This is a genomic window from Anaeromicropila herbilytica (assembly GCF_016591975.1).
GTDB lineage: Bacteria > Bacillota > Clostridia > Lachnospirales > Lachnospiraceae > Anaeromicropila > Anaeromicropila herbilytica.
Window position 1 is genome coordinate 3,634,894 of sequence record NZ_AP024169.1, and the last position, 19,139, is coordinate 3,654,032.

Genomic DNA, 19,139 nt, shown 5'->3' on the forward strand with positions numbered 1-19,139 from the left:
GTGGCAATATTCTTTTTATTGAGTATTATAGGTGGACAATCCCACCTATAATTTTTTACGCTATATTTCAACATCATAATAAAACATAGCCTAATTTTTAAGCTAGTAAATTCAAATAAAAGATAAAACAAGCCTGCATCGATTAATTTTATTTCTCGTTAATTGCCTCATAAGTATCCTTAATATCTTTTAAATCATTATATTCTAATTCAGGATCAATGACTGTATTCCACTCTTGGTATAACATATTGATATGCATGTCCGTTCTTTTTTTTGAATTTATCCTTGCGTATAAATAGATTATTACTAAACATACTAATGTAATTGAAATTACTTTTAAATTACTTATTTTATTAACTGTCTTTTCATGACTGTCAATATTTCGTCAAATGAATCCTCCTGATTTTTAACGAAAGCCATCAATTCTTCCCTTGATGGTTCCTTGTATCTGTGTGATATGCGATTTCTTAGTAGTCTTGCTGCATTTAAGAAATCATTTTGCCTCTCATCAATAATATGATTCTCCAATAATATAGAAAGACCTTGTCTCATATCTATTCCTATCTTAAATCGTTTCAACTCTTTGAGCATAATAGATGTAAAATCCTCAACTGTAATAAAAGATTCAACAAATAATTGTTTCAGACCATATGTAATAAATATGCTGGTCTCATCCTCTTCCTTTGATTCGAGAATAATTCTACATTGCTTTAACTGTTCAATGCTCTCTGACATATCTGCTATTACTGCTAACAAACGGTCTTCATTCATGACAATAACTCCCTTCTTCTCCTTGCATAAAAGGATTCATTGATTCTATAAAAGAACTCTGTTTCCTCTATACATAGCTTAAGTGCAACGTCCTGATTGCTTGTATAAATAGATATTCCGTTATTAAGTGCCTGAATCTTAACAAAAATATCTAGGTTTGGATCTTTTAAATCAATTACATCAATCTGACGATTTAATTGTTTTTCTAACCACAATTCAATCTGCAATTTTTCATCTAGTGTCAGTATATCTTGTCCTATGACTGCAAAATCAATATCAGATTCCTCATGAAAATCTTCCGTTACGATACTACCAAAAACTATAATGCTGTATAGATTATGTTGTTCAGCAATATCTTCCCACATTTCTTTGGTAATATGGTTCAAATAATTCATATAATCAGCCACAAGTTACACCTTCCTTACTAGAATTTTCTAACTTTAGTATACCCTACTTGTATAGAATATCAAACAAAATTAAGTGAATCCATCATTATTTCTTATTGACAATAAATCAAGATAAATCTAATTATAATAAAAACATAAAATTAGAATAACAAGCTGTTGAAATACTATAACTTATTTCAACAGCTTGTCTATTAAGATTCCTATTCTATAACAATTTTATCAACTCTTCTAATTTTTCACATAATACTTTCGCTTTTGTGAAATCCTTCTTTTGTAATGCTACAGCAATCTTCGTTTCAACTTCATGTTTCTTCTGTTCGATTTCTAAATAGTCTTTATCAAAATGATTCGCATAAATCATCTTTCTGAATTTACGAATACTTACTTTTCGAATGGTCTTATCTTCAATGAGTAACACATAATCCATACAATTTGCAATCGTATAAAAATCATGGGACACCATGAGAATCGCACCGTTATATTCTTCGATTGCTTTTTCTAATGCAATCTGAGAATAAGTATCTAGATGACTCGTTGGTTCATCTAATAATAAGACATTTGTTTTATTCGCTGCTATTTTTGCTAATTGCAGAAGATTCTTTTCCCCACCAGATAATGCTTCTATCTTTTGATTCATGAAATCATCTTTAAAACCATAATCGTTAAGGTATGATTGAATCTCACCATACGTCTGAAAACCAGCTTCTATGAATTCATCCTTAATCGTATTTGATTCATTTAACGTCTCGCCTTGAAGCTGAGATAGAAAAGCTACTTTCGCATTCTCAGATATCTCAATTGAAGCATGATTATTCTTATAGATATCTCTTAGTAATGTAGTTTTTCCAGTACCATTTGGACCAATTAGGGCAACCTTATCCGTACTTTCAATTTCAAAGTTAACATTTCTTAAAAGCTCTTCACGAAACGAAACACTATAATCTGTAACTTTTATTACTATTTCATCTTTTTTCTCATTTTGTACTTCACTAGCCACTTCTTGAAGTTCACTAGTTACTTCTTCTTTTATTTCACTGTTTAATACATCATTAATTTGAACTTTTACTTCTTCTTTTTCTTCAGCTTCCATCTCATTATCAGATGCAAAATGAATCTCTGGTTGCTTAATATATACAAATGGTTCTTTGATACGATTTGCTTCTAATCTTTGCAAAAGTGATACTCTTGCATTTAGGGCTCTTCCCCTGGAGGCACAGGTATAATAAGTTGCTTCCGCTCTTAATCTATCAATTACTTCCTTATTTCTCTCAATCTCTTCTTCTTCTGCAATCGCTTGTTCTTGTAATTCGATCTTCTTTTGCAGTAATGAGAAATTATAATCAATATATCTTCCATCATATTCTTGAAGTTCCGTATTTTCTAAGTGAAGGATCTTATTAAAACAATGATTTAGTAGATAACGATTGTGAGTAATTACTAGCATAGCACCTTGATGTGAATTAATTAGATCTTTCAGAGCATTTAGATGTTCAAAGTCTAAAAATACATCTGGCTCATCCATAATCATTAAGTTAGGAGCGGTAAGCAATTCCTTAATTACTTGAATTAATTTGAATTCACCACTACTAAGTTTTGATAACATCTGATCTTTATGCTTACCTAGGTTTGCAACATTTAAATCTTTCATAATATTACTTTCAAAATTATCCCCATCCATTGATTGAAATGTATCAAATGCTTGTTGATATCTTTCCAACAGACTATCAAGATCTGATGAAGTCTCCATCTCCACACAGATAGAAGTGATCTCATTTTGCATCTTCATAAACTCTTCGGACAAATATTCGAACACCGTCATTTCACTTGTGTTATTTACTTGTGAGAATTGACTTACGAATCCAATTCTAGAATTCGGTGTTATTTCTAGCTTTCCATCATATGTGTATCTTTCTGGATTCCGAATGATTTCAATTAGGGTACTTTTCCCAGTACCACTTGTTCCAATCAATGCACAGTGTTGACCAGCTTCTATTGTAAATGAAATATCATTATATAATTCCTTGTCTGAAATAGAATAAGTTAATTCTTCAACTTTTATCATATTGTTACCTTTCTTTACCAAGAAAAAAGGGCTGTTTATAATATTTACAGTCCTTTTTCTATCTTACCTTATTAATTCTATTATAAATTATTCTAATTTAATAAAGATATTATTTATGTTTACCGTTCGTAGCATAACATTTTTTATCACTAATTTCAATCCTAAGTTGTAGTTATTATGCTTTTTCTAGTAATAACCGATGTCTTCCTTTAGTCTATATTCCAGCATTATTTCATCTACTAAATATAAATCGCTATAGCAATGCATATCACTTACACCTTCTGAAATGAGCTGATATGTATTACTTTCATAGAATAGCTTCATAGCCTCCAATTCGGAGATATTTGCTTCCTTAGCTAACTGTCCTATAATTCTAGAATATTTTTTTTGTAATAATACTTTATTTGCTTCCATTTATTTTTCACTACTTCCTTTAAATAATAGATATTGATTAATTACCTCTTGGTTTATAAAGCATATTTGGTAATTCGGTTGCTGATACTTAAGACGCCCTAAAGCCTCATACTTTGAAATAAGTCCATCCATAAACAGTTCTACTGTATTAAATACTTTATCGTTAGCGATTCCACCTTCAACAACATCATATTCTTGATATATCAAATCTCCGTTTCTACATGCAATAATAAAATCTAACCATTCATCATCATACTCTTTAAACTTCTTTATTCTATAGTTTTGGCATACTTTATTCTCATCATACTCATAACAATTCACTATTGCATTTCTACCGGTTCGTTTAAATCTGGCTACCCAAGCCTCAGCTTGTTCCATGAGTGGAGTAACATAAAACCCTTTACCAAAATTAAGTTTATCCCTAGAGTATTCAATCTTTGGCTTTTGTATGACACAAAAAGAACCATGATAAATCAACATGCAATTACTCCTTTCGACTTCATAACATCAACAATATCATCCATAATATACTGCTTACTCTGTGTATGAAGTGATTCATAGCAAGGGATTATATAATCAATAAGAATATCACTTTCATTCACTAATAATTCAAATATTTCTTTAGAATTTTTTTGCAAAGCTTGGGCAATATTTTCTATACAAAATACTGCAAATTCAATTTCATTTTGATTCAATCATTACACCTCGCTTTTTATAATCCGTTCTCTTATCACTATTATAAACAATAGTTTTACTATATACAATCACCTAATCATCCAAATATTGTTTACTCAAACTATAATTGTACTATACCACACAATTACCCTCATACCCTTTTGATTTATTACATAAAGTTAAAGCTGATTGATCTAAAGAAGTTTATGATTTACTATTTCTCTTTAATTACATGTAAAAGAATATTGAGTCTATAATGTGTATTCCTCTTCCATCACAGGATCTGCATAATACTTGGCTTGCGCATGCCACAATCTTTCATACACCTTACCATGTTCTTTTATTAAGTCATCATGATTGCCTCTTTGAATTAGCATTCCTTTGTCAAATACCAAGATATCATCGCAGAATCTACAGCTACTCATTCTATGGGATATGTAGATACTGGTCTTATCTCTTACCATCCCATCAAACCTTGAATAGATTTCATATTCACTAATAGGATCAAGTGCTGCTGTTGGCTCATCTAAGATTACAAACGGAGCATCTTTATAGAGAGCCCTAGCTATAGCTATCTTCTGCGCTTCACCACCAGAGACATCCTCACCATCACCCATCTCGTGATATAGAAGGTTATCTAGTTTCTTAGGCATTTTATCAATTCTTTCTTTTATTCCAGCTGACTCCAATGATTTCCAGACCTTTGTTTCATCGGCGTTCCCATTACAGGCAATATTATCTTTCACTGGTATAGAAAAAAGAGAAAAATCTTGAAAAACTGCTGCAAATAAATTCAGATATTCTTTGTAATCATATTTACGAATATCCACTCCATTCAAAGTAATACTTCCTTCTGTTACATCATACATTCTGCAAAGTAGCTTAACAAACGTAGTCTTGCCAGCACCATTACGACCTACTACAGCAAAGCGCTTCTTTAAGTCCAATTTTAGAGATACATTCTTTAAGGTCTCTTCCTCACTACCTGGATAACGAAAACTTACGTTATGAAATTCAAATTCATATTCATTATCTTTTCTTTTTTCCACTGGTAGGGAACCCGTATCTAACTTATTTTCTTTTTCTAGGAATGTAGTATAAAAAGACAAGTAAGACTGGTACAACAATATTTGATTTAATGATTCTATGGTAGCCCTAAGAGAACTATTCATCGTTTTAATCGCTCCCACATATTTTGTAAAGAAGCCAATGGATACTGCACCAACATAAGTTTTAACTACTACGAAAAGATATCCAAGTAAAAGTGCTACATCACTTAACATGGAAGTGAATACAAGGAATCTTCTTTCTGAGTTCCAATATTTTTGATAAAAAGCATAAATTTCTATACTAAGTTTTTTCCATTCTGAATATATCATATCCTTCATTCCATAGAGACGAATTTCCTTTGCAATATTCATATCTAAAGGTAGATTTCTAGATAGATATTCCGTCTTTTGATTCACATCCATTAATTCATAATACATTTTCACATTTTTCTCTTTCATACTCAGAGATAATCTAGCATATAAAATGATTAAGATGATAATTAAAAAGCCTACCAGAATAAATGATCCTGTTGTAGATACGACGATACCAAGAATTCCTTCTGCTTTCACCTCTTTAACACAAAGTTCTAATATAACTCCGAGTGATACGAAAAATCCAATTATCCCTGTTAAAAAATTAAAGAAACTCAGCATATACATACCAAATCCCCCATTCCTTGAGACATTGTAATCTGCTGCTTGAAATTCCTCTAGATTCTTTTTATCCTCAAAAGTAGCATAATCCAATGAAATAGCTTTTAGCAATATCTTTGAATTACACAAACGATTAATTGTCATACTTTTACCTTCTAATATTTTTTGCAGATAACTACTTAATACTCCTACGACTGTCACTGTAAGAATCATAACCGATGTCTGTACCATTGCCTGTCTCCATTGCTCATTCAACAAGGAGTCTATTATGTACGAGCTTCCAATGATAGTTACGAATGGTTCTGATGCTTTCATTACTGCTGCCATTAGATAGATGGGAATTATATTTTGATCTAGTGAATGAATCATTTTTAATAGTCCAAATGCTACCTTAACTTCTTTAAATACCTGCTTCATTCTTCTCCACCTCCTTTTGATAATAATGAGACTGTATCTGATACATATCTGCATATTTACCATTCTTCTTCATAAGGCTTTCATGATCTCCCTCTTCAACAATCTGTCCTTTTTCCAAGAAGAGAATTCGGTCACAAAAACGGGTCGAACTTAATCGGTGAGATATAAATACAGATATTTTATTTGTACACAAACTTGAATACTCTTCATACAGTTCGCTTTCTGCAATAGGGTCTAAGGCAGCGGTAGGCTCATCTAAGATCAAAATTGGTGCATCTTTATATAATGCCCTAGCCAACATCAATCGTTGAGTCTCTCCACCAGACAGCTTTATACCTGCTGGATCAAGAATCTGAGTTAATGTGGTATGCACCCCCTTTGGCAAGGATTCTACTTTCTCCCATAGCTTTGCCTTCTTTAAGCAATTTACCACCTTTTCTTCTGCATACTGATTACGATGAATATCATTAGAATCTACTTTGGCAAAAGCACGACTATATCTATTACTATGCTTTTCTTCTTCCATCTGCATCTGCTCAGACTCTGTCCATGTACATGATACATTTTTACCTATTGAAAATGGGAGTACTTGAACCTCCTGAAATAGAATTGATATATAACGGTAATATTCTTCTTTTTCCATAGAAGCAATATCCACACCATCAATTAATATACGTCCTCCACTGAGCGGATATAAACCACATAATAATTTCATAAGTGTAGTCTTTCCCGCTCCATTCATGCCTACTAGGGCAACTTTCTCACCTTCATGTAAGGTAAGAGAAAAATGGTCAAATATCATCTTCTCTCCGTATTGAAAACTAATATCCTCAAAGATAATGCTATGACATGATTCTGGTATTATTTTTTCTTCTACTTCCTGATTTACTTTCTGATGTTCTTCCTCATCCCCAATATAATCGCGAAATACTGAGATACCGTCACTAATTTTTCTAAGATAAGTATAATTTTCCACAATCTGATTAATCCAAGTTCCAAATCCCGCAACTACTCCAATATATACAAGAAATTCAGGTACATCCATATTTCCCTGTACTAATTGATAGATTAATAAACCATAGGAAATCCCATCTCTAATTAGGGAGGTAAAGCACATTACTAGATTTGCATAAAAATGATGTTTCTGTACATCATTATAGATATTAGTAGCCTCTTTTGTATTCTGGCCTAATGCTTTCTCAAACCAGTTGTATAAATGGTACATTCGTATATCTTTTGCCTTTTCTGTGTTAATGGACTCCCTTTTTAAGTACCAGAATTTACCACTATTATCCCAAAATGTTTTCATATGTTGAAACTGATAACGAATTGCCCTTGACTTTGCATAGCAATTAATGATAGACGTGATTAATAATACGACAAATAACATTGGATGAAGTCTTCCTGCAAGGCAGGCATATAGAAGAAAACCACCCACATTAATAAACAGAGCACTTCCGTAGAGGTAAAGTCCTTTTACACCAGAGTAGTGATTCATACCATCCCACTGGTCTAGACTTCCTATCACTTCCCACAATCTCTCCCGTTCTTTGCTGTCCTCAAACTGTGTGATGTCACAAGATAATACTTTCTTCTCTAGTCTCCTAACGTATTGTATATCACTAATCATGACACCCATCTTCTCAAACTCTTGATGGGTATAGGTACGTATTAGATTCAATGTAAGAATGAAACCAATCCATATGAATACATCTAATATAAGTGTAGAAAGACTAATTCTACTTTGTAAAAGTCTTATCACTTCAGCTGGAATTAATATTAATAAAAATGGAATAACTATCTGTGTCACAATATCAAGAACTAGATAAATGTAATAGATACATCCCATCACTTTCATATCTGCAAGTGCACCTTTTAAATTACTCCATATGGAATACTGTTTTCGAATATCTTCTCTATTTAACATATTGTATATCCCTCCTTCTTTTTGTCATTATAGCTTTCTTACAGGAAAAAAGCCTTTTTGTTCCCGAAAAGGTGTTTTTCGTTCACAAAAAGGCTTGCATTTGAACCCTAACATGATTCTAAAGGTATCATTATCTCACTAGCAAAAACTCCTGGTTCATTTTTTAAGTTTAGATAACCTTCGTATTTATCCACGATAAGTCTCACACGCTTCATGCCATGACCATGTTCTCCTCTTTTTTCACTAATATAATTTTTCTGATTAAACCTAGGCTCTTCTACTGCTGAATTAAAGATAGAAAAATAAAACTGACTATGTACAATATCACCGTAGATACGGATAAATCGTTTCTCTTCTTCAATTGGAGCACATGCTTCAATAGCATTATCTAAAAGATTACCAAGTATTACACAGATATCTATATCGGATATACTAATATGTTCCGGAACAATTACCTTGCACGATACTTGTATTCCACGAGTTCCTGCAAGAGAAAGCTTTGAATTTAATATCGCATCTACCATAAGATTACCACTTTTCACAAGCTGATCTACTCTTTTTAGATCCTTCTCAAGTTCTCCCAAATACTCTTCCATACGGTCATACTGATTCAGAGAAAAGTAAGCTTTTAACGTCTGAATATGATTATGATAATCATGACGCCATCCCCTCATATTCAAATATACCGACTTAACCTCCTCATAATGATGCAACATAATCTGATTCTGAAATTCAGTGGTATCTTTTTTAAAATTTTGTGATAATCCATGATACATAGATTCTAACAGGTATAATAAAGTAAGAGTTACACATTCCATTAGAATTCCATATCCTTGAAATCCCAGATATAAGAACACAGAAGTAAATAAGAACACGCAAGCAAATAGGATAAGTTTTCTCCTTTTTTGCATCCAAAGTATCATCAGATATACATCTGGCAAGAAAAGAATTGGGAATAGTTCTATCGCTCTATCTCCTCCGATAACATGAAGAAGAATAATTAGAAGGATAAATATTCCTAACTGTGAAAGGCAATATCCACCAAAATGATCGTATCCCTTTGCATAAAATAAAATAAACAAATCCACTAAAGCAAGCATACATAACCATCCTATTACCATGATTCCATAACAATAGGATGTGCCTAAGATCACAGTTAAAAGCAACAACAAAACCACCTTACTTTTTCTGTCATTCGTGAATGGAAATATAAAAAAAGCACACATTAGAATTCCCACTAGAAAGAAAAGACTCGTCACTAACATGATATAGTTCCCCCTCTAAAATGACAGTTCATAAATGCCTCGCTTATCTCTTTATGTTTGCCCTTTGGAACAAGAAGTTTTTCTCCGTTAATCAAAGTAATCTCCTTCGTGGTAATTCGTTCTATGCCACGTAGATTCAGAATATCGCTACGATTTATTCTTAAGAAATATTCATCCGATAACTCCATCTCTATTTCCTTCATGCTCTTTTTAATTCTGTAACACTGTTCTCCTGTTACTACTTTTAAGTAATGACCATCGCCCTCCACACGAAGTATTTGATTTCTTCTAATTTTCAGTATTTCCTTGTCTACTCTTATGATTAAGATTTCTTCTTGTTTCATGCACTCCTCAACCGCTTTGTTAATACAATCATACAATTTTTCTTCTTCATAGGGTTTTAGTAAATAGTTTATGGCATTTACTTTAAATCCTTCATATATGTACTCCGTCATTGCTGTTATAAAGATTATAGACAACGCTTCATTTTTACTTCTTAAATACTTTGCAAGTGCAATTCCGTCCATCCCCTCCATCTGAATGTCTAGAAGTGCTATATCGATGTCGCTATTTAGATCATATTGAAAAATAAGCTGTTCTGCACTTCTATATTCTTGTATACATATAGGGATTTTTCTATCTGCAAAATAGGTACGAATACTTTTTACTATTAATTCTCTTTGAACTTCTTCATCATCACAAACAGCTATCTTCATTCTCTCACCTACTTAACTATTTTCAAAAAAGAAGCTAATATATAAGGAATTATCCTTATGATATCAGCTCTATGTTTTAAAAATACTTTTAATATGATGCCACTATACCACCAATTATAAATTTATACAAGCACTTGAAGGCGTTTCAGTTTCAAATTATTTAAAGCATGACATATAATACAGTCACAAAAATTCTTACAACCACGTCATTCTTATTTTGCAGTTCTTTCAAGCAGAACTTTTCCTGGACAAATAGGTTTATCTTTACTAAGTACTACACATTGGGGACACGCTAAACACTTACCAGCATATTTTCCTTCTTTGGCATCATTTAACCAATTGGGATTTATTAAAAAGTTTCTACCAATATCAACAATATCTATCTTGGTTTTTTCTAATATTTCCTCTGCGATCTCAAGGGAATTTATTTTATGAACTCCAAAGACTGGAACAGTAACTTCATTTTTAATTTTTTCTGCTGCATACATAGCTGAAGAAAACTGATAATCGTCACTTACCTGCATTTCTTGTTCATTCGAAAATCCATAAGAAATATCAAGAAAGTCTATACCATTTTGTTCTAATACCTTAGCATGTTTTATACCATCTTCTAACGTAGGTTCAAATCCACCCAAACGAATTCCAACTATAAATTCCTTTGGTGTTATTTTTCGAATTCCATCTAAAATTTCCAATACAAATCTATCAGGGTTCGTACCATACTCATCATTTCTTGTATTTACTTTTTTATTATAAAACTGACTTATTAAATAACTATGACAGCCATGTAATTCAATACCGTCATAACCAGCTTCATACGCTCTTCTTCCTGCTTCAATAAAATCCTTCTGAATTGATGTTATATCCTCTTTTGTCATTTCTTGACCAACAACGGTTTTATCTGAACATTGATATATGTATGCACTTGGACATAATGGAGATTCTGAGATTCCGACAACTCCTGCATGGTGAATCTGAATAAATATTTTGCAATCTTGTGCATGGACTACCTTTACGATTTCTTTTAGTCCTTCAATCTGACCATCTTCCCATATTCCAAGCTGTCTTTCTGATAATTTACCATCCTTATTAACGCAGGTAGCTTCTTGAATAATTAGTCCTGCTCCCCCTTTTGCTAACCTTCTATAATATTCTACATTTTCTAATGTTACATATCCATCCTCTGTTAATCCAACTACCATTGGAGGTACACAAATACGATTCTTTAATTTTATGTTTTTTAATTCATATTCTGAAAATAACTTCTTCAAAAGATTCACACTCCTATTTCTATTGATTAAATGAATTTACTACCTTTTAAATTAATCTGTATTTGCCGATTAATTAAATCGGTAAATACAGATTATCACACCTTAATTTATAATGCAAGTCCAAAATAAAAGAGCAATAAATAATTTAGCTATTGTCGCTAATCTATTTACTACTCTTTCTCTATTTCTCTAATTCAATATTAATCCATTTTGATATTTCATTGATCGTTTTCTCATTTCTTCTAAAATAGGTATATTGACCAATGTTTCTTGATTCTACAAGCTCAGCCTCTTCTAATATTGACAAAAATCCTGATATCGTTGATTGACTTAATCCAGCTGTCTTTCTGATAGCACCTACACATACACCTCCTTTAAAATCGTCCATCACTGATAGATGTATCTGTGGCTCAAAGTTCGCTTTTGGATCTTTTAACCATAATAATATATTTAATCTCGTCTCATTTCCTAGAGCTTTAAAAATCTTTACAACATCCATTTTTTATTCTTTCCTTCCAATATCTAAACTTTCTATAACTTATTAATATTATCATATATTTTTTGTGAAATGCAATATATTTAGCCTTTTTAGTATATTCTATATTAGAGTCCATTAACTATTCTCTAATATTATTCATGACAATATTTCATCTTATCTACTTCATTAGGTTTTCGTTTAATATAATCTATGAATTGTTTATCCACGAATACCAAACCTTAAGTTAAAGGATTACATTGCAGTACTAGTACAAAGTAATCCTTATTTATATTATCTATTATTATGCATTAACTGATCCAAAATCAATATTTACAGGTGTGCTTTGATAGCCTACAGTCTTCCATTTATGAGTATAATGTTCTGTATAACTTGCCCAATCGCCTGTAACATAACAATGAAAATGATCTACTTCCCAGTAAAGTTGAACTCCGATCACATCATTTACTGTATTATCTGCATACCATACTGCCTCTGTAACTGCTTGCAAGTTCCTTGTTGCTAATGCAGGAAGTTCTTTTACCTTTGCTTTTTTCAAAAACTCCTCGTCAAAAATATCCCAGATACTATTCTCCGTTAATGACAAATCAAAGTCCCAATCCGCTGTTACTCCAGCACCATTATTATAAATATTAAAATCTGATACCGTAGTGGTCATTGTCTCTGATATAGTATAAGATGAGCTAAACGTTGGATTTTTCGATAAATCAACTCCTACACTGAATTCACTACTTGTTGTATACTGTGCTTGTTTATTTACATTTTTAGGTTCTGTTGATAAAGTTCTTAATTTACTTGAATTAGGTTGCATATGAATATTTACATGAGATTGGAAATAGCCTCTGTCGTAGGTGCTATTATATTGCATATCAGCACCATTAGCAGGATTGAAGCCAGCACCAACACTTCTTATTCTTAAGTATTTATATTTTGGATTGAAAGAAGCAATCAGTGAGATTTCCATAACGACTGAATTATTAGTAACCTGTTGATCTGATAGATTCCACTTTCCTTCAATTGCTAAGTAATTAAGCTTAAATTGACTCTCAGGTAAATCTGCTGGTGAACTTCCAGGCATTGGACACAATTCCTCTGGTACCTTGAATTCAGAATCTAAGATTCCTTCAATCATCCTTACTTGCTCTGCTACACATAAATTTTCAAAAAATGCCTGGCATTCCATAGGTGGACATTCATTACATGGAGTTTCATCTACACTAAAGCAACGGCTTCCATCCTCATTTTGTGTAACAACTGCTTGCCCCGTTTCTTGCATCACTTCACCTGTCAATCCCAATGCATTAAATACATTGTACGTACTGTAAGGTCTTACAATGATACATCTTCCGCGAAATCCAATTCCTAATATCTTTGATAATATACTTCCGTCTTTTACGTTTAATAAGATTAATGGCTTTCCTAAAGCTAATGCTGCATTAATTAGCTTGTTAAGGCCAATCTGATCATTACATTCATCAATATTATTAAAGTTAATCAATACTACTGAATAATTACCTAATTCGATATCTCTTTGTCTCATATATATAAATGGTCGATTAAGAGAATCTTCCAACTTCTGCGCTAGTGAATCCTGGTTATTAAGAAATAATGCCATATAAGTTCCTCCTTAAAATATACTCTTACAATACATAATATGACATTATTCGACTTTCGTTACTGATTTTATTATTTCTTAGGTTTATTCTAAAGAATCTATTGATGAAATAAGAATTATACCATTCTCAATTTTTTAACCAATCTTACTCCATATGCCTCATATGGTTTTCCTAGGTATTGTTCCATTTCTTGTTGATATCCATGTTTTTTATAAAATTTAATAGCAGGTGTATTTTCCTTAAACGCCCATATAATCATTTCCTTATAACCATTCCTTAATGCTTCCAATTCAGCTTTCTCAATTAACTGACTTCCAATTCCTTTCCCCTGATAGGATTGTTGAATGTATATGCGCCATAATTCATATGCTTCTGATTTATCTTCATCCGTAGTCTTACCTACCGATAACAAAGCTATGGGCTGTCCATTTTGCTCATATATGTAGTTCGTTAATCTTCCAGACTTAAAGTCCTTGTTTAATCTATTTTTTCTCTCTAAACACCCTTTATTGTTCAAAAGTTCTTCATTTACATATCCTTTATAAACGCTTTTCCAATTATCATTAACGATTTGACATATTGTCTGTATGTCTCTATTTTCTAATAATCTTATCATATTCTTTCAACCACTCCTTACCATTTACATTATGTAAATTACACTTATTTAGGTTATCAAGATTTCACTTTAATCGTCCTTCTTAATCATAATCTTAATATTTTTTACTGATTATATCACAAATCGTTCAATAATAAATATTTCTTTTCCATTTTTTATTTCATACCAAGAAACATTAAAAAGTTCCGCACAGATGATGTCCAATCAGCTTGTGCGAAACTTATTTACTTATTTATAACAAATTCATCATAGTAACATTCCTAGTCATCCTGATTTGCATCTGGATAGGAATCGGAACCTTCTGCAATGTCAATCATCTCGGAAGTTGATAGCATTAAACCATTTTCCATCTCATCAATTTCACTATCATGATAATCAAGAGAATTAATCTCCTTTCGATCCTTTTCATGAATAAAATTTCTACTAATATCAACAATACGTTGATTCGTTAATGGAGTTAATGTACCTTCTTTTAAATTATATTTTTGAACTATGGCGTCATCAATGGGAATAAGTTTTTGATTCATTTCTACAAATAATTTTTCCATATCTCCTCCAATATTAATACAATTTTAATTTACGATGTTAATAATATTGTCCGCCATTTCCGAAATTGAATACTGGTAGTTTCTGTTTCACACTTAATATCTTTACACAAGAATAACTGTATAATCTCACATTAATCTTACGTTCTAAATGTAACTTGATTATAATCTATGTTCATGAGTAATTAATTTTCAGAAAAAGCATATAGTTTAATAAATATTAATATCATGAGGTCTATATGGAAATATATGTAGTTCAACCTGGTGACAGTATAGAACTAATTGCAAAAAAATATAGTATATCAGTAGAAAGATTGATTAGCGATAATGGGTTGACTAATCCTTATACATTAGTCTCTGGTCAAACTATCGTTATCCTTTATCCCAAGAAGAGCTATACTGTTATGCCAGGTGATACTTTAGCATCCATTGCTAACACTAATGGAATCTCAATTATGGAGTTAACTAGAAATAACCCTTTTCTTTATGATAGAAACTATATTTATCCTGGTGAATCATTGGTAATCAATTATAACTCTGATAAAAATATAGTTGTAAATGGGTTTGCATATACATTTATTAATCTTGATATACTAAAACGTGCCTTACCGTATTTAACATACCTATCAATTTTTAATTACCGAATCGCCGAAAATACTAAGATAACTAATTACGGTAATGATACCGATCTCATTAAAATAGCAAAAGATTACAATACGATTCCACTTTTAATGATTTCCGCATTTTCACAAACTGGTGAACTTGATTTAGATTATATTTATCAATTACTATTAAATGAAAATAAACAAGATAAGCTTGTCAATGATATGCTTCAAATTGTTAAATCCAAGAATTATTCTGGAATAAATGCAATAATCAGCCATATCACGGAGTCGAATCAAAATTTATATCTAAATGTTTTAACTAAATTATCAAAGGCCCTTAAAAAGGAAGGATATCTATTTATATTAACAATTGAACCCAATCTTCAAAAAAGTAATGATCAGGTAGTATATGAAAAACTTGACTATCAAAGTATTAGTAAAATAGTGGATAGGATAGTTTTTTTTCAAAATCTTTGGGTTATAAACCGACAACCTCCAGCTCCTGTAAGCGATATTTCATTAATAAGAAATTTCATTCAATATGTTACTTCTATTATACCTCCTAATATGATATCGATAGGGGAGCCTCTCCTTGGGTATGATTGGCTTCTTCCATTTACTCCTGGCTTATCCTACGCTAATTCTCTGTCACTTGATTCAGCAATAACATTAGCTTACAATCAACAAGTAGCAATTCAATTTGATGATGAATCACAAACTCCATATTTTAATTACATAACTTCAAATGTTGGATTCCCTGAGAATCATGTGGTTTGGTTTATTGATGCGAGAAGCATTAAGGCATTAGATGATGTTATTGCGGAATATGATTTGGCTGGCTCTGGTATATGGAATTTGATGATTTATAATCAACAATTATGGTCAATTATTAACGCTCGTTTCTATATAGTTAAAATGCCAATAATTTAGTTTTATAATAAAAATAAATTATTAATAAGCGTTATCACTCAAAATTAAAATCACTTAATACTCTAGTTGTAGATCCTATTATTTATTAAAGTAAATAATAGGATTTTTTAGCAATTACCTTCATACACGTATTTTAAGGATTCTCTTGCTACCTCCCCAAGTTCATAGATTTTATTAACTTCTGTAGCATTACGATCTGTCATTTTCCATCTTGGAAAGAACCTCGTAACATGTAAAGGAATCTGTTCGTCTACTGAAGCAACCCACTGTGACAACTGCCGCATCTCTTCTACCGAATCATTTTCATCTGGAATGACTAAAGTAGTAAGTTCTACATGACACTCTTTTGCAGCAAGAGCAATAAAATTCTTTACTGTCTCTAAGTCTCCACCAATTTGCTTATAATACTCTTTCGTAAAACCTTTTAGGTCAATATTTAAGGCATCCACATATGGTAGTAATTCCTTTGCAACCTCTTTCGTAACGGACCCATTGGTAACAACAACTGTCTTCATATCACGCTCTCTTAATATGGTAGCAGTATCTATCACATATTCATACCCAATCAAAGGTTCATTATAGGTAAATGCAACACCAATATTACCATGTTCTCTTAACTTGGAAGCTTTATCAGCCAATTCTTCTGGAGTTAAGGTTATCGTATCCGTTTCCTCTTCTCTTACCATGGAGATGCTATAATTCTGGCAAAAAGAACAGGTTAAATTGCACCCATAACTACCAACGGATAGGATCTTACTACCTGGATAAAACCGATAAAGTGGTTTCTTCTCAATCGGATCAAGCGCTAGAGAAGTAATCTTCCCATAATTGGAAGCAACAACCTCCCCACCTACATTCCTTCTTGCACGACATCTCCCATATTGCCCTTCTTCTAAATTACATCGATGCATGCACACCTTACATTCTGCATTCATAACTATCCTCCCTTCCTCCCTTTTATAAGGGTATTTATACTGATAAAGTCCCTTATAAAAAAAATATCCGAATATCACTGTATAAATTGGCATGCTTAGATTTTGTTTTAAAGAGTATTAGAGATTCTTAATGAAAAATGAATTATTCAATAATTAGAAGGAGTGCTGTTTGAGCGTTCCTCAGCGAGTTCGCTCCTTCTAATTATGTTATGATTGATTCATTTTTCATTTAGAATCTCTTATACTCCTTTAACCTAAATCTAGGCATGCCAATTTATACAGTGATATTCTCAATAACTTCCCATAAAGAACTCACTAATGCCCTTACCTATACATGCCGAATGACTTCAAATCTCTCTAATGTGACTTCCTCATCTTCATCAATACAAGCTTTTTGCTTTGATATTGCTATCTGTTCGTCTACAGTATCTACACCCTCTAGGTTAGGGAGTAATAAACCTCTTCTTCTTCCTTTTGATACGATAACACCATATCGTTTCACATCTAGTTCCTCTTTCGAGGTAATTGATTCTGTTGGTCCTAGTACATCAACGCTATACACTAAACTATCCAGTTCATCTATTATTATTGAGGAGAATCTTGGGTCCTTTGTTCCTGCACTAATTGCATTCTGAATAATCTCCTCTGCAACAGAAGCAGTTGTAGGTGCAGTAGTACCAATACAGCCTCGAAGTTTACCATTCTTCTTAATAGAAACAAAGGTTCCTGCACGCTTTAAGGTCATATCGTTTGGTATATTATTTGGTACATTCATGGTTTTACCATTGTTTAAATAATACTCTAAGGATTGCCTAGCTAAGCGAACATACTCATCTTCTGCCTCTCTTCTAGTTTCATATTCTTGTTTATGTTCCTCCTTATATCGTTCACCAAAGTTCCTACTATTATCAATACCATTCACTTCAAAAGAGCATATTCCATATCCAACACCAAATGGTCCCTCATAAGAAAGTTTCTCTGCTTTTACTGCTGTTTGATCTAATGCACCTGCCATTATTAAAAAGGAGCGATGCCCACATTCTGCTGCTTTATCGCAAAAGCTCTCTTCTAGATGGAACAATTCCATAAAATCGCCCGAACTCATAATCTCCATCACTTTTTGATCGTATTCTGGTCCTTCCTTCTGATAGCCATAAGGTCCTTCCTCGGTTAGTTTATGAGAAAGATCTCCACTGGCGATCAATACAACTTTTCGGTTCAAATCATCGCTTACCTTTTTAATATACTCTCCTAATGTATAATGAGCGATATATGACTCACCTGATAAACCAATGCGAACTAATTTATATTCTGTATAATCCTGATTTATAAAATATAATGGAACCATTGTCCCATGATCGAGAGCTTTATTCTCTTCTCCTAATGTACCTGCAGGAAAATCATTTTCATATGCTAAATGTGCTAATTCACTAGTAAATTCTCCATCATACTTCACATCAAATTTTACATTCTGAGCACCAAACTGTCTAAAATCTCCTTTTGCAGAAAATCCAGGTGATATATGAAAATAGTCTGCATACATAATAGAATGGGGTGTTGTAAGTATGATTGTATCTGGCTTTAAGGCTGCTATCCTTCGTGAAACTTCTTTATAAGCCATAATAGTCTTTATAATCGTTTGTTCTTTTCCTTTTCCAATTTTCCCTATAATTAGAGGTGGGTGTGGTACCATAAAAGCTCCTATGATTGGCATATGCTTTCTCCTTTTATAATTTATATAATATTAACTTCCCAAAGAAAAGTTTAT

Annotated in this window: 18 protein-coding genes; 1 reads left to right on the forward strand and 17 read right to left on the reverse strand. The window is 32.2% G+C overall.

Translation table 11 applies throughout. The features are described from left to right. Positions 1 to 345: 345 nt before the first annotated feature. From bsdtb5_RS15730 to bsdtb5_RS15800, 15 genes are all read right to left on the reverse strand, one after another. Positions 346 to 771 (reverse strand): HepT-like ribonuclease domain-containing protein, encoded by a 426-nt coding sequence (locus bsdtb5_RS15730; protein WP_271712921.1) that lies wholly within the window; start codon positions 769 to 771, stop codon positions 346 to 348. Further along, complete coding sequence (locus tag bsdtb5_RS15735) at positions 768 to 1,178, reverse strand: nucleotidyltransferase family protein (protein WP_271712922.1); 411 nt, start codon at positions 1,176 to 1,178, stop codon at positions 768 to 770. Before bsdtb5_RS15735 ends, bsdtb5_RS15730 begins: the two co-directional genes overlap by 4 nt. A 205-nt stretch (positions 1,179 to 1,383) precedes the next feature. After that, a complete protein-coding gene (locus bsdtb5_RS15740; protein WP_271712923.1) occupies positions 1,384 to 3,240 on the reverse strand; it encodes an ATP-binding cassette domain-containing protein in 1,857 nt (618 codons plus the stop codon). A 186-nt stretch (positions 3,241 to 3,426) separates the two neighbouring features. Continuing rightward, positions 3,427 to 3,654, reverse strand: coding sequence for a DUF3791 domain-containing protein (locus bsdtb5_RS15745; RefSeq protein WP_271712924.1), 228 nt, complete (start codon positions 3,652 to 3,654; stop codon positions 3,427 to 3,429). After that, positions 3,655 to 4,134, reverse strand: coding sequence for a DUF3990 domain-containing protein (locus tag bsdtb5_RS15750; RefSeq protein ID WP_271712925.1), 480 nt, complete (start codon positions 4,132 to 4,134; stop codon positions 3,655 to 3,657). It abuts the gene before it with no gap. Continuing rightward, positions 4,128 to 4,349, reverse strand: a complete 222-nt coding sequence (locus tag bsdtb5_RS15755; protein WP_271712926.1) for a DUF3791 domain-containing protein — start codon at positions 4,347 to 4,349, stop codon at positions 4,128 to 4,130. The genes bsdtb5_RS15750 and bsdtb5_RS15755 overlap by 7 nt, the downstream gene beginning before the upstream one ends. A gap of 231 nt (positions 4,350 to 4,580) precedes the next feature. Continuing rightward, entirely contained in the window at positions 4,581 to 6,449 is a 1,869-nt protein-coding gene (locus bsdtb5_RS15760; protein ID WP_271712927.1) for an ABC transporter ATP-binding protein, read from the reverse strand. Beyond that, positions 6,433 to 8,376 carry an ABC transporter ATP-binding protein gene (locus bsdtb5_RS15765; protein ID WP_271712928.1) on the reverse strand — a complete coding sequence of 648 codons (1,944 nt, stop codon included), beginning with the start codon at positions 8,374 to 8,376 and terminating at the stop codon, positions 6,433 to 6,435. The genes bsdtb5_RS15760 and bsdtb5_RS15765 overlap by 17 nt, the downstream gene beginning before the upstream one ends. 107 nt (positions 8,377 to 8,483) lie before the next feature. Beyond that, entirely contained in the window at positions 8,484 to 9,641 is a 1,158-nt protein-coding gene (locus bsdtb5_RS15770; RefSeq protein WP_271712929.1) for a sensor histidine kinase, read from the reverse strand. Further along, positions 9,635 to 10,357, reverse strand: coding sequence for a LytR/AlgR family response regulator transcription factor (locus tag bsdtb5_RS15775; RefSeq protein WP_271712930.1), 723 nt, complete (start codon positions 10,355 to 10,357; stop codon positions 9,635 to 9,637). Before bsdtb5_RS15775 ends, bsdtb5_RS15770 begins: the two co-directional genes overlap by 7 nt. A gap of 212 nt (positions 10,358 to 10,569) precedes the next feature. After that, positions 10,570 to 11,637 carry an NADH:flavin oxidoreductase gene (locus bsdtb5_RS15780; RefSeq protein WP_408628605.1) on the reverse strand — a complete coding sequence of 356 codons (1,068 nt, stop codon included), beginning with the start codon at positions 11,635 to 11,637 and terminating at the stop codon, positions 10,570 to 10,572. A 172-nt stretch (positions 11,638 to 11,809) separates the two neighbouring features. Continuing rightward, positions 11,810 to 12,127: an ArsR/SmtB family transcription factor gene (locus bsdtb5_RS15785; protein WP_271712932.1), complete on the reverse strand. Its 318-nt coding sequence runs from the start codon at positions 12,125 to 12,127 to the stop codon at positions 11,810 to 11,812. A 280-nt stretch (positions 12,128 to 12,407) separates the two neighbouring features. Then, complete coding sequence (locus tag bsdtb5_RS15790) at positions 12,408 to 13,739, reverse strand: hypothetical protein (protein WP_271712933.1); 1,332 nt, start codon at positions 13,737 to 13,739, stop codon at positions 12,408 to 12,410. 116 nt (positions 13,740 to 13,855) lie between these two features. Then, positions 13,856 to 14,356 carry a GNAT family N-acetyltransferase gene (locus tag bsdtb5_RS15795; RefSeq protein WP_271712934.1) on the reverse strand — a complete coding sequence of 167 codons (501 nt, stop codon included), beginning with the start codon at positions 14,354 to 14,356 and terminating at the stop codon, positions 13,856 to 13,858. A 260-nt stretch (positions 14,357 to 14,616) separates the two neighbouring features. Further along, entirely contained in the window at positions 14,617 to 14,904 is a 288-nt protein-coding gene (locus bsdtb5_RS15800) for a hypothetical protein (protein ID WP_271712935.1), read from the reverse strand. Between the two features lie 236 nt (positions 14,905 to 15,140). Between bsdtb5_RS15800 and bsdtb5_RS15805 the strand changes: the two genes are divergently transcribed. Then, positions 15,141 to 16,436 carry a LysM peptidoglycan-binding domain-containing protein gene (locus bsdtb5_RS15805; RefSeq protein ID WP_271712936.1) on the forward strand — a complete coding sequence of 432 codons (1,296 nt, stop codon included), beginning with the start codon at positions 15,141 to 15,143 and terminating at the stop codon, positions 16,434 to 16,436. 107 nt (positions 16,437 to 16,543) lie between these two features. On the opposite strand, the gene amrS is transcribed toward bsdtb5_RS15805, so the two are convergent. Together amrS and amrA are read right to left on the reverse strand one after the other, a co-directional pair. Continuing rightward, positions 16,544 to 17,371, reverse strand: a complete 828-nt coding sequence (gene amrS, locus bsdtb5_RS15810) for an AmmeMemoRadiSam system radical SAM enzyme (protein WP_271712937.1) — start codon at positions 17,369 to 17,371, stop codon at positions 16,544 to 16,546. Positions 17,372 to 17,699: 328 nt separating this feature from the next. Beyond that, on the reverse strand, positions 17,700 to 19,085 hold the full coding sequence (gene amrA, locus bsdtb5_RS15815) for an AmmeMemoRadiSam system protein A (protein ID WP_271712938.1): 1,386 nt from the start codon (positions 19,083 to 19,085) through the stop codon (positions 17,700 to 17,702). Positions 19,086 to 19,139 lie beyond the last annotated feature (54 nt).

What these genes read in the sequence shown, in the direction of transcription:
- bsdtb5_RS15730 (WP_271712921.1), bottom strand. Translation starts at nt 771, where the DNA reads ATGAATGAAGACCGTTTGTTAGCAGTAATAGCAGATATGTCAGAGAGC.
- bsdtb5_RS15740 (WP_271712923.1), bottom strand. Translation starts at nt 3,240, where the DNA reads ATGATAAAAGTTGAAGAATTAACTTATTCTATTTCAGACAAGGAATTA.
- bsdtb5_RS15745 (WP_271712924.1), bottom strand. Translation starts at nt 3,654, where the DNA reads ATGGAAGCAAATAAAGTATTATTACAAAAAAAATATTCTAGAATTATA.
- bsdtb5_RS15750 (WP_271712925.1), bottom strand. Translation starts at nt 4,134, where the DNA reads ATGTTGATTTATCATGGTTCTTTTTGTGTCATACAAAAGCCAAAGATT.
- bsdtb5_RS15760 (WP_271712927.1), bottom strand. Translation starts at nt 6,449, where the DNA reads ATGAAGCAGGTATTTAAAGAAGTTAAGGTAGCATTTGGACTATTAAAA.
- bsdtb5_RS15765 (WP_271712928.1), bottom strand. Translation starts at nt 8,376, where the DNA reads ATGTTAAATAGAGAAGATATTCGAAAACAGTATTCCATATGGAGTAAT.
- bsdtb5_RS15770 (WP_271712929.1), bottom strand. Translation starts at nt 9,641, where the DNA reads ATGTTAGTGACGAGTCTTTTCTTTCTAGTGGGAATTCTAATGTGTGCT.
- bsdtb5_RS15775 (WP_271712930.1), bottom strand. Translation starts at nt 10,357, where the DNA reads ATGAAGATAGCTGTTTGTGATGATGAAGAAGTTCAAAGAGAATTAATA.
- bsdtb5_RS15785 (WP_271712932.1), bottom strand. Translation starts at nt 12,127, where the DNA reads ATGGATGTTGTAAAGATTTTTAAAGCTCTAGGAAATGAGACGAGATTA.
- bsdtb5_RS15790 (WP_271712933.1), bottom strand. Translation starts at nt 13,739, where the DNA reads ATGGCATTATTTCTTAATAACCAGGATTCACTAGCGCAGAAGTTGGAA.
- bsdtb5_RS15795 (WP_271712934.1), bottom strand. Translation starts at nt 14,356, where the DNA reads ATGATAAGATTATTAGAAAATAGAGACATACAGACAATATGTCAAATC.
- bsdtb5_RS15800 (WP_271712935.1), bottom strand. Translation starts at nt 14,904, where the DNA reads ATGGAAAAATTATTTGTAGAAATGAATCAAAAACTTATTCCCATTGAT.
- bsdtb5_RS15805 (WP_271712936.1), top strand. Translation starts at nt 15,141, where the DNA reads ATGGAAATATATGTAGTTCAACCTGGTGACAGTATAGAACTAATTGCA.
- amrS (WP_271712937.1), bottom strand. Translation starts at nt 17,371, where the DNA reads ATGAATGCAGAATGTAAGGTGTGCATGCATCGATGTAATTTAGAAGAA.
- amrA (WP_271712938.1), bottom strand. Translation starts at nt 19,085, where the DNA reads ATGCCAATCATAGGAGCTTTTATGGTACCACACCCACCTCTAATTATA.